The sequence below is a fragment of the Pseudomonas sp. PA-6-3C genome, from assembly GCF_021605825.1.
GTDB classification, from domain to species: Bacteria; Pseudomonadota; Gammaproteobacteria; order Pseudomonadales; family Pseudomonadaceae; genus Aquipseudomonas; species Aquipseudomonas edaphica.
Map to the genome: position 1 here is coordinate 19,692 of NZ_WKDV01000062.1, position 10,364 is coordinate 30,055.

Genomic DNA, 10,364 nt, shown 5'->3' on the forward strand with positions numbered 1-10,364 from the left:
GCTGGGTTCCTTGCTCTTGTAGTCAGAGGGCTGATTTAGCGATGACATTCAGGCTCATTTGCTCCAGCAGCTTGTTCATATGGATGAACTGCGCAAAGCGTTTGTCCTGGGTCTGGCCGTGAAAAAAGCGGTAGTAGATCTGCTGCACAATGCCGGCCAGGCGGAACAGGCCGTAGGTGTAGTAGAAGTCGAAATCATCGATCTGGATGCCGGAGCGCTCGGCGTAATAGTCGACGAATTGGCGACGAGTCAGCATGCCCGGCGCGTTACTGGGCTGGCGGCGCATCAGTTGCACGGGCGCAGGGTCAGCGGCTTCGATCCAGTAGGCGAGGGTGTTGCCCAAGTCCATCAGCGGGTCGCCCAACGTGGTGAGTTCCCAGTCCAGCACGCCGATGATCTGCATCGGGTTGTGCGGGTCGAGGATCACGTTGTCGAAGCGATAGTCGTTGTGCACGATGCTGGAAGTCGGGTGGTCGGCCGGCATCTTGTCGTTAAGCCACGCGCGGACCTTTTCCCAGCTGGGCGCGTCGGGCGTCAGGGCTTTTTCGTAGCGGTCGCTCCAACCGCGGATCTGGCGTGCTACATAACCTTCGGGCTTGCCCAGGTCGGCCAGGCCGCAGGCAGCGTAGTCGACCTGGTGCAGTTCGACGAATTTATCGATAAAGCTCTTGCACAGCGCCTCGGTCTTGGCCGCGTCCAGGCCCAGTTCGGCCGGCAGGTCAGAGCGCAGGATGATGCCGTTGACGCGCTCCATCACATAGAACTCGGCGCCGATCACCGACTCGTCAAGGCAGTGCACATAGGCTTTGGGGCAATACGGGAAGCCGTCCTTGAGCTGATTGAGAATGCGGTATTCGCGGCCCATGTCGTGGGCGGACTTGGCTTTGTGGCCAAATGGCGGGCGGCGCAGCACGAATTCCTGGCCAGGGTATTCCAGCAGGTAAGTCAGGTTGGATGCGCCACCGGGGAACTGGCTGATCTTGACCGTGCCGGCAAGGCCCGGAATATGCGCCTTGAGGTAGGGATCGATGAGGCTGGCATCAAGTTCTTCGCCGGGGCGAATCTGGGTCGATTGGTCGTTAAGCGCCATGCTTATCCCTTCTGCTTATTCTAAAGGCCTTGGACTATTGGCTAATCTAATGCGCACCGCCGCCCAGCGACAAGGTCGGGGCGGCTTAATAGGTTAGCGTGTTGGACGATGATCAGCGGGCCTGATGTGCTCAAATGACCAGCATGGCCCGGCCACCGGGGTTGCACGACAAATTGGCACCGATTTCGACTTTTGCCAGGTCGATGCCCAGGCCGGCGAGCAGGTTGTTGACGATGGGGTCGAGCAGCGGGCCGAGCAGCCCGGCAATCAAGCCGCCCAGGGTGGTGAGCAAGCCGTTGACCACGCCCGTGACCAGGCCCAACACGGCGCCCAACAGGCTGGCCATTTTGGGCGGGTGGTTGATCAGTTGGATGCCGGTGAGTGTTTGCTTGAGGCTGCTGACCGCGTTCGAGCTGGCGAATGCGTAATAGAGCGGTTGCTGGTTGATAGCGGGCGGCTCGGTGTAGGTGTGCGCACGCTGGGTTTTCAACACGTCGCTGTCGATTCGGATGCCCAGGCCGCCCGCCGCAAAGGCCTGCCTGTCGCTACACACGCCGGTGCCGCGCTTGCAGGTTTTGGTGCCGATATCCACCACCGGGTACTCGTCTACCTTGAGTTTTTCTGTGGACGAGTACAGATTCTTGGGGTCAACCTGGCCAATCATCGCGCGCAATGCCGAGGTTTCGCCGAGTACCGACAACGACTTTTTGCCGCTGTCGCAACTGTAGCCAGTGACCATAGCGCTGCCGCCAGCGGCTTCCAGGGCGATGTCGAGGGTGTCGCCGATTTCCAGGCTGGCTACCAGGCAACAATTGGGATCGAGTAAGCCAAACAGGCCGCCCAGCAGGTCACTGAGCGCTTGCACCACGCCACCCAGCAGGTTATTCACCAGCGTGACGATCGGCAGTCTTACCGAAATCAAAGTGCGCACCTGGGCGGTGCGCACATAAATGGGCTGCTTGGCGATATCCTTGGGGTTGCCGATGCTGGAAACCTGCCCGGGCTCGATCACTTTGGTCGACACGGTCACGCCGAGCAGGCCCAGCACATCCACCGGCAGCTCCACGGCAACTGCGCTGGCCTTGTTCGACAGCTGCACAAAGCCCTGGATCAGGTTGAACAGTTGCAGGTTCACATCCAGCGCACTTTTGTCGGTGCCGTTCTGGATATTGATCAGGTCGCCCAGGTGCAGGATCTGCGTGCCCGGCGCAATCAGCTTGATGGCTTCCAGGTTGTTGATCACCACTTTGACCGCGTCACCGCCCAGCTTGAGCACATCAATGGCCGCCTGGATCAGTTGGCCTACAGTGGCGTCGGTCTTGAGCAGTTGGTCGTAGTTACCGGCGCTGACTTTCAATTGGATGGCCAGCGCATCCAGGTACTTGAGCAAGCTGATATCGGTATTGAGCAGCCCATTCCAGCCGACTGCGTCCAACTGCAACTTGCCGCCCAGCAGGCCGCCGATCAAGGCGTTGAGGGCGACAGACTTGGTACTGTCCACCGTTAACAAGGTGCTGCGAACCGTGAGCTGGGCAACCGTTGGGGTGGGTGCGGCGGCGACGGCGGTGGCGCTGAGCAGCGTTGTCAGGTTGACGGGATGGCCCGAGAACAGCGTGAGCAAGCCATGGGCAAGGCTGGTGTGCACGCGATGGGTGGCAATCACCCGGATGGCATCGGTTTTGCTCGGGTCGGCGCTGAACGTGCGCATAAAATCTGCGCCGGTGGCCAGGGTGCCGCAGGCGGTCGCCAGCGTGCGATTGTCGTCAAGGCTAAAGTTGTTGCGTGCGGCGCTTTCGGTCGCAAATTGTGCGGCATTGTTAGCGGGCGCCGCGCATGTGCCGCTGCGGCTCACCGCTTCCAGCGCAGCCGTATCGGCCACACGCTGCAATTTGCGCTTCTCCAGGTACAGGCGACCGCTGTCGACCACCAGCAGCAGAAACAGCAGCGCAATACCAAGGGTTACCGCGCCTATCAGGCCGATGGCGCCGCGTTGGCGGGCCGGGCCGAGTCCATGGCCAATCATTGTGCGTTCCTTCGCCGGTCCTGCACCGACGTCCTGAGCATCCCCGCAAGCAGTGTAGTCAGGTTTTGCGTCGGCGCTGGCTAATCGCTACTAGTTGCGCGGCGGCAGGGTAACCGGTGTCAGCACTGGGCGGGCGGCGAAGTATTCCACCAGGTTATCGGCCACGCGCTGCACGGTGTCGTGGGCCGCTTCCGGCGACAGGCCGGCGACATGGGAGGTGAGCACGGTATTGCTCAGCCGCTTCAGGGCGTCGGGCACTTTCGGTTCATCGTCGAACACATCCAGCGCGGCACCGCCGATACGCCGTTGCTCCAGCGCAGCCACCAGGTCGGCGGTCACCACCACGCTGCCGCGTCCGATGTTCACCAGGTAACCGTTCGGCCCCAGCGCATCCAGGGCATGGCGATCAATCAGGTGGCGGGTGCTGGCTCCGCCCGGCGTGGCCAGGATCAGGAAGTCCGAGGTGCGCGCCAGCTCCACGGCGGTTGCGCAATAGGTGTAGTCCACATCGTCGCGGGGCTGGCGGTTGTGGTAACTCACTTCCATGCCAAAGCCGAGGGCGGCACGTTTGGCAATCTCCATGCCCACTGCGCCGAGACCGAGAATGCCCAGTTGCTTGCCGCCCAGGGAAGGGCGCATCACTTTGGGCCATTCGCTGCGCCGCACCGCCGCGTCAGTCTGGGGAATGCCACGCACCAGTGCCAACAGCAACGCCATGGCGTGGTCAGCCACTGACGGCGCGTTTACGCCGGCGCCGTTGGTTACCACGATCCCGCGATTGCTCGCCGCTTGCAGGTCCACGTGTTCATAGCCGGCGCCGATCACGCAGATAATCTCGAGCAACGGCAGCGCCGCGATTTCCTCGGCATACAGCCCCAGCGGGCCACGGGTGAGTACCGCCTTGATCTGCGCGCCGTGGGCCTTGATCGCCTGGGCACGCTCGGCCGGTGTCGGCGCCAGAATCACATGGAAGTCGTTACTCTCGATGATTTGCAGGTATTCGTTGATGGTTTCAACCAGGACCAGAACAGTGGTGGACATCGGAAGGCTCTTCCTGAAGGGTTTGATAGGAGGAGTATGCGGGATTTGTAAGACGGAACGATTTGTTCGGTCAGAAAAAATCCCGCACAGGCAGTTCTAGAACTCAACATCCTGAGCTTTCACCCGCTTCACAAACGCCCCCGCCAAGGTCGCATTGTGATGCTCGATGATCGCCTTGGCCGGCAAGGTCGGGGTGTCCATGCAAGTATGAGCGTCCTCGGGCAGCATCACCGAAAACCCAAGCTCGGCCGCTACTCGGCACGTGGTGTCGATGCAAAACTGGGTTTTCATGCCGACCACCACCAATTCATCGACCTGTGCCGCCGCCAGTTGTTGCGCCAGGTCAGTGCCCAGGAAGCAGCTGGGGCGGGTTTTGTTGAACAGGTGATCGTGAGCGTCGTCGACGTCGAGGCCATGCCACAGTTGCCATAACGGGCTGCCAGCTTCGATCGGCGAACCTGCCGGGCCGGTGTGGCGAGCGACGAAGATAGCCACGTTGGCCCTGCGTGCGCGCTGGATAAGCTGGTTGATGGTGCCCAGCACGCGCTCACGCTCGAAGGGCTGTTGCGGCCCGTCGTATAAACCGGTTTGCATATCGATGATCAACAGGGCGTTAGCCATGGTCTTGCTCCTTGCAGTGGCCAGCGGGCGGGGCAATAAAAAGGCCCCGTCCATTGCTGGCGGGGCCTTGGGGTGTTTCGGGGTGTTTTTAGCTTTCGCACCCACAGCCACCGCCCGACCCGCCATAAGCGGTCGTGGTGGTGGTGCGGGTGAGGCGGCGCTGAATGAGATTCATGGCTCGATCATGCTGGGGCGGGCGCGTGGTTGTCAACGGCGCTGCCATAGCTTCCTCAAAGGGCTGCCGCCACACTGCCATTATTGGGCAGAATCCGCCTGCTGCGCCTGGATTTGCTCTGCTTGCGCGATCGGCCTGAAATCGTAGGTAGGATAGAATTCCGTTGTGTAGGCGCCCCAGGCAGTGCGCTCTATCGCCAGATTGACCTCTACCAGGCGCGAAGCCGGCAGGCGTAGCACGACGATCTGTCCGATGCCCATGGTGACATTCCAACTGACCACTTCAACCCCGGCAGGAGGAAATACCTTGTGAAAGGCTTGCTTCGCCAATTGTGCCTTCAACTCGCTCAAGGGCCGCGACTGATCATGTTTGAGAAACACCGTTAACATGACGGCGTTATCAGCTGTAGCCGCCACAGTGCTTACGCTGGAGGGAGCGGCGGTGTTGGCAGTGGCTGTTGCGGGCAACAGAGCAACAGTCAACAGCACAGGTATTAACAATGATGTGAGGGCGTTACATGGCTTCATCTTGGGCACCTTGCAGTCTATTAATTCAAGCGGCGTAGCGTCAGGCGTGAGGGCTGACTAGTTCGACAGCGCAGTTTTTATCGGGCCGATATAAGGCGCATGGACGACATAGATTCGAACAGGAGGGTTGTTGGCAATCATGTCGCGAGGTACTTCGCGCGAGTAGGTGAACTCGTTCTTATCCAGTTTTTCCAGTCGCCTGACCACGGTTTTGACCGGTCCCACATCGGGCACCAGAATATGGGTATTTTGGTCGCCTGTGACGAGGAAGTAGCCGCCACCGCCATCGGCGTATTTTGAAAGCCCGGTGTCAGCATAGAAGAACTCATAACGGTTGCGCTGTGGGTCCCACATTGAAATGCCCACCACACCGGGGTAGTTGGCCTTGACATCCTTATCCGGGGCACCCTCGATATAGACTTTGGTGGTCAACCATTGTGGGGAAGAGGCCAGCGCCTGGATATCCCGTTCAGGCGCGGTTGGCGTTGCGTAACTTTCGCTGGATTTAAATAGGCCGATAAGACACAGACCAGTTAATACAATACTGAGTGTTTTCATTCTTGAATTCCTGAGGCTGCTGGCTAAGAGCGCGGCATGATGTTTGTGCGAGGGACGCGGCGATCTTAGTGTGTGCTCTGGCGGCGGCTCAATGGTTATGTATGGTCTTGTAATAGTTAATGGTCTATCTCAGTGGAAATATTATTTAGATGTAGGCTGTGTCTGCTTTAAATGTCGGATACTTCTTGGAAGTTGCTTCGTTTAACGGATTTTTGGCAAGGCCATAACCTTTCGCAGCCCACGAAAGCTGCCGTCCGCCTCCCTCCTTGAATTGCTGCGCCGCTCAACCATTCCTCAGCTAAGTCTTTGCTTATTCGAGAGAATCCCGGACAATCCGGCCCCTTCTATGGTCGAGGCGCTGCCTGTCAGGTTTTTCTGACTCGCCCCGGCCGTGTAAATGCGGAGATCCGACCGGATGAATGATCAGGCCAATAGCGTCGACGAACGCTATGCAACGACACCTGCAACCCTCACAAGCTGGAGCCGCCAGGACACCACCTGGATGCTCGGCCTGTTCGGCACCGCTATTGGCGCCGGTACTTTGTTTTTGCCGATCAACGCCGGCCTGGGCGGCTTCTGGCCCTTGGTGATCCTGGCATTGCTGGCGTTCCCGATGACGTTCTTCGCTCACCGTGGCCTGACGCGCTTCGTGCTGTCCGGCCGTGCCGGCTCTGACATCACCGACGTGGTTGAAGAGCATTTCGGCCTCAAGGCCGGTGCACTGATCACCTTGCTGTACTTCTTCGCCATCTTCCCGATCCTGCTGATCTACAGTGTGGCCCTGACCAACACCGTCAGCAGTTTCATGGAACACCAACTGCACATCATGCCGCCGCCACGGGCGATCCTGGCCTTTGTGCTGATCCTCGGCTTGCTGGCCGTGGTGCGTTGCGGCGAGCAAGTGATCGTCAAGGCCATGAGCCTGATGGTGTATCCGTTTATCGTTGCCTTGCTGTTCCTGGCGGTGTACCTGGTCCCGCACTGGACCGGTGGCATCCTCAGCACTGCCAACGAAGTCCCGGCGCCGTCTGCGCTGCTCAATACCTTGTGGCTGGCGATTCCGGTGATGGTGTTCTCGTTCAACCATTCGCCGATCATCTCGGCCTTCGCGGTTGATCAGAAGCGCCAGTACGGCGCCAATGCCGATGAGCGCAGCTCGCAGATCCTGTGCCGCGCGCACCTGTTGATGGTGGTAATGGTGCTGTTCTTCGTGTTCAGCTGCGTGCTGACGCTGTCGCCGGCACAGTTGGCCGAAGCAAAAGCGCAGAACCTGTCGATCCTGTCGTACCTGGCCAACCACTTCGATAACCCGACCATCGCCTTCGCCGCACCGTTGATTGCATTCGTGGCGATTGCCAAGTCGTTCCTGGGCCACTACATCGGTGCCAGTGAGGGCCTTAAGGGGTTGGTATTGAAAACCGGGCGTCGTCCGGCTGCCAAGTCCCTGGACCGCATGACCGCCGCGTTCATGCTGGTAGTGTGCTGGCTGGTCGCCACGCTCAACCCGAGCATTCTCGGCATGATCGAAACCCTGGGCGGCCCGATCATCGCGTCGATCCTGTTCCTGATGCCGATGTACGCGATCCGCAAGGTGCCGGCCATGGCCAAGTACCGTGGGCAAGCATCCAATGTGTTTGTCACCGCGGTGGGCCTGGTCGCGATTACTGCGTTGGTTTACTCGCTGTTGTCCTGATGACAGACGCCGGGTAGCAAAGCCGATTCGCGCACTGCGTGAATCGGCTTTTTTTTGTGTCCGAAAAAATCCCCATGCCAATGAGGGCTAAGCTGTCGACGTGTTGGTTCCCTTTGGAGATACCCATGGCTCGGCCCCGCCCGCAATTGGTCACAGGCAAGCTGGAAAAACTGCACCCTACACAATTGACGGTCGGTATGGCTGAAGTCGCTGCCAAGCGCGACGCCTGGACCAAACTCAAGCGCAAGGAGCGCGCCGCCGCCCTCGACAAGCACTGGTTCCCTTGTGTGCTGGGGCCGGACGAGCGCTACTACATCACCGACCATCATCACTTCGGTATGGCTTTGATTCTGGAAGAGGTCAAGAGTGTGTCGCTGCTGATGCTCAAGGACCTGTCTTTCGTGGAGCGCAGCACCTTCTGGAATGTCATGGCATTCAATCAATGGGTCCACCCCTACGACGCGCGCGGTTTGCGGCGTACCTATGAGGCCATTCCCCGCAAGATTACCGACCTGCAGGACGACCCTTACCGCAGCCTTGCCGGCCTGCTGCGTACCGCCGGCGGTTACGCCAAGGACGCAACACCGTTCAGCGAGTTTTTGTGGGCGGACTTCTTTCGCAGCCGTATCGGCAGCGATGTTGTCAGCCAGCCAAATGCCAAATTGTTGGGCAAGGCCATGACTCTGGCGCGCAGCCAGGAAGCTCGTTATTTGCCAGGATGGGTTGGGCCGATTGAAAACTGAAACCGTTACGCCCGTTGCCGTACCCCCCAATCGTACCCAGGACATCCTGGCCGGGTTGTCCATCGCCGGGTTACTGCTGCCGGAGGCTGTGGCGTATTCCAGCATCGCTGCGTTGCCGCCGCAGGCCGGTGTGATCGCCTTGTTTGCCGGGCTGGTGTGCTACGGCCTGTTGGGCACCAGCCGTTTTGCAATTGTCTCGGCCACTTCCTCTTCTGCGGCGGTATTGGCGGCAGCTACCGCCAGCCTGGCCGGGGATGATCCGGCGCTGAGACTGTCCCTGGCCTTCGGGCTGGTGCTGATCACCGGCGTGCTGTTTGTGTTGGCCGGTTTGTTCAAGCTGGGCGGTGTGACGTCGTTTATCGCCAAGCCGGTGTTGCGCGGTTTTGCCTTCGGCCTGGCGTTGACCATCATCCTCAAGCAACTGGCCAGTGTGGTGGGCGTACACCTGACCGATAACAACCTGATCCGCTTCCTGCCGCAGTTACTGGAGCAATTAGCGCACTGGAACTGGCCGGCGGCGCTGGTCGCAGCGGCAGCATTGGCGGTGTTATGGCTGTGCGCGCGAATCCCGCGCTTGCCGGGCGGCTTGCTGGTGGTGGTCCTGGGGATTGTTGCCGGGCAGTACCTGGGCTTGCAGGCCCATGGCGTGGCCTTGATCGGCATGATTGATCTGCGCCTGGAGCTGGGGCACTTTCCCGTGCTGCCGTTCGCGGATTGGTTGCGCCTGGGCGAGTTGGCGTTTGCCTTGGTCATGATCCTGTATGCGGAGTCCTACGGCTCTATCAGTTCGTTCGCACTTAAACATGGCGACCGGGTTTCATCCAATCGCGATCTGTTGGCGCTGGGCGCGGCGAACCTGGTGTCCGGGTTGTTCCACGGCATGCCCGCCGGCGCGGGCTATTCGGCCACGTCGGCGAATGAGGCTGCCGGCGCCGGTTCGCGCCTGGCGGGCATCGTTGCGGCGCTGGTGGTGCTGGTGATCGTGTTGACGGTGCTGCCGTATGTGGCGTTAACGCCGGAGCCGGTGCTGGCAGCCATCGTCATCTACGCGCTGGGCCGTGGCTTGAGCCTGCAACCCCTGGGCCGTTACTTCCTGTGGCGCCGCGACCGGTTGCTGGTGATCTGCGCTGTGGCGGCAGTGCTTGTGCTGGGCGTGCTGGATGGCTTGCTGGTGGCGGTGGCGATCAGCGTAGTGTTGATGCTGCGCCAGATGTCTTCGGCGGATATTCAAGTGCTGGGGCGCCTGGGCGACAGTCATGACTTTGTTGACCGTCAACACCATGCGGATGCGATGCAGGTGCCTGGCTTGCTGATTGTGCGGCCCAGTGAGGCGCTGTTTTTCGCCAATGCCGAACGCATCCTGGGCGCGGCGTTGCGCTTGATGCGTCAGTCGCCGGTCGAGGCGGTGGTGTTGAGCCTGGAAGAATCGCCCGACCTTGACGGCACCAGTATCGAGGCGCTGGCGGCGTTTTTTGCGCAGGTGCACGGGGAGGGCAAGCGGCTGGTACTGGCGCGGGTGCGGCATGCGGCGATGGAAGTGCTGCAAGCCTTGCCCGAAGCCGTTGCGCCACAGGTTTTGCTGAGTGCCTTGAGTGTTGATGGTGCAGTGCAGTTGGCGTTGCACGCCAGGCCGTGAGTGCCAATGATCAAAAAATGTGGGAGCTGGCTTGCCTGCGATGGCGGGTTGTTGGTGGTGTACATATCCGTTGCTGCGGTAACGGCTTCTATTGGTTCCGCTCTTACAGCGGGTCACTTTTGTAAAGACATGTACGGACCGGACACATGGTTGACGGGTGTGCGGGGACATGGTGGACACTTCTCGGCGAAGCCAGCTTCGCCGGGAGGCCATCATGCCCTGGAACACGAGAGACGCCATGAGCCTAAAACAAGAGT

9 protein-coding genes are annotated in these 10,364 nt (G+C 60.2%); 3 read left to right on the forward strand and 6 right to left on the reverse strand.

Annotated elements, in window-relative coordinates:
• Positions 1–22: 22 nt before the first annotated feature.
• The 6 genes from GIW48_RS27720 to GIW48_RS27745 form a co-directional block, all read right to left on the reverse strand.
• Positions 23–1,090, reverse strand: a complete 1,068-nt coding sequence (locus GIW48_RS27720) for a phosphotransferase family protein (RefSeq protein WP_236461708.1) — start codon at positions 1,088–1,090, stop codon at positions 23–25.
• Positions 1,091–1,220: 130 nt separating this feature from the next.
• Complete coding sequence (locus GIW48_RS27725; protein ID WP_236461710.1) at positions 1,221–3,113, reverse strand: pilus assembly protein TadG-related protein; 1,893 nt, start codon at positions 3,111–3,113, stop codon at positions 1,221–1,223.
• 90 nt (positions 3,114–3,203) lie between these two features.
• Complete coding sequence (locus GIW48_RS27730) at positions 3,204–4,154, reverse strand: 2-hydroxyacid dehydrogenase (protein WP_236461712.1); 951 nt, start codon at positions 4,152–4,154, stop codon at positions 3,204–3,206.
• 96 nt (positions 4,155–4,250) lie between these two features.
• Positions 4,251–4,775 carry a cysteine hydrolase family protein gene (locus tag GIW48_RS27735; RefSeq protein ID WP_017136637.1) on the reverse strand — a complete coding sequence of 175 codons (525 nt, stop codon included), beginning with the start codon at positions 4,773–4,775 and terminating at the stop codon, positions 4,251–4,253.
• A gap of 255 nt (positions 4,776–5,030) precedes the next feature.
• Entirely contained in the window at positions 5,031–5,477 is a 447-nt protein-coding gene (locus GIW48_RS27740) for a hypothetical protein (RefSeq protein ID WP_017136636.1), read from the reverse strand.
• 57 nt (positions 5,478–5,534) lie between these two features.
• Positions 5,535–6,035 (reverse strand): DUF4822 domain-containing protein, encoded by a 501-nt coding sequence (locus GIW48_RS27745; RefSeq protein ID WP_099549332.1) that lies wholly within the window; start codon positions 6,033–6,035, stop codon positions 5,535–5,537.
• 415 nt (positions 6,036–6,450) lie between these two features.
• Here GIW48_RS27745 and GIW48_RS27750 point away from each other — a divergent pair, with 415 nt between their 5' ends.
• The 3 genes from GIW48_RS27750 to GIW48_RS27760 all read left to right on the forward strand — a co-directional run bounded on the left by GIW48_RS27750 (position 6,451) and on the right by GIW48_RS27760 (position 10,107).
• Complete coding sequence (locus GIW48_RS27750; RefSeq protein ID WP_017136634.1) at positions 6,451–7,728, forward strand: serine/threonine transporter; 1,278 nt, start codon at positions 6,451–6,453, stop codon at positions 7,726–7,728.
• Positions 7,729–7,853: 125 nt separating this feature from the next.
• Positions 7,854–8,471 carry a ParB-like protein gene (locus GIW48_RS27755; protein WP_017136633.1) on the forward strand — a complete coding sequence of 206 codons (618 nt, stop codon included), beginning with the start codon at positions 7,854–7,856 and terminating at the stop codon, positions 8,469–8,471.
• Positions 8,461–10,107 carry a SulP family inorganic anion transporter gene (locus tag GIW48_RS27760; protein ID WP_236461715.1) on the forward strand — a complete coding sequence of 549 codons (1,647 nt, stop codon included), beginning with the start codon at positions 8,461–8,463 and terminating at the stop codon, positions 10,105–10,107. Before GIW48_RS27755 ends, GIW48_RS27760 begins: the two co-directional genes overlap by 11 nt.
• The last annotated feature ends 257 nt before the right edge of the window (positions 10,108–10,364 follow it).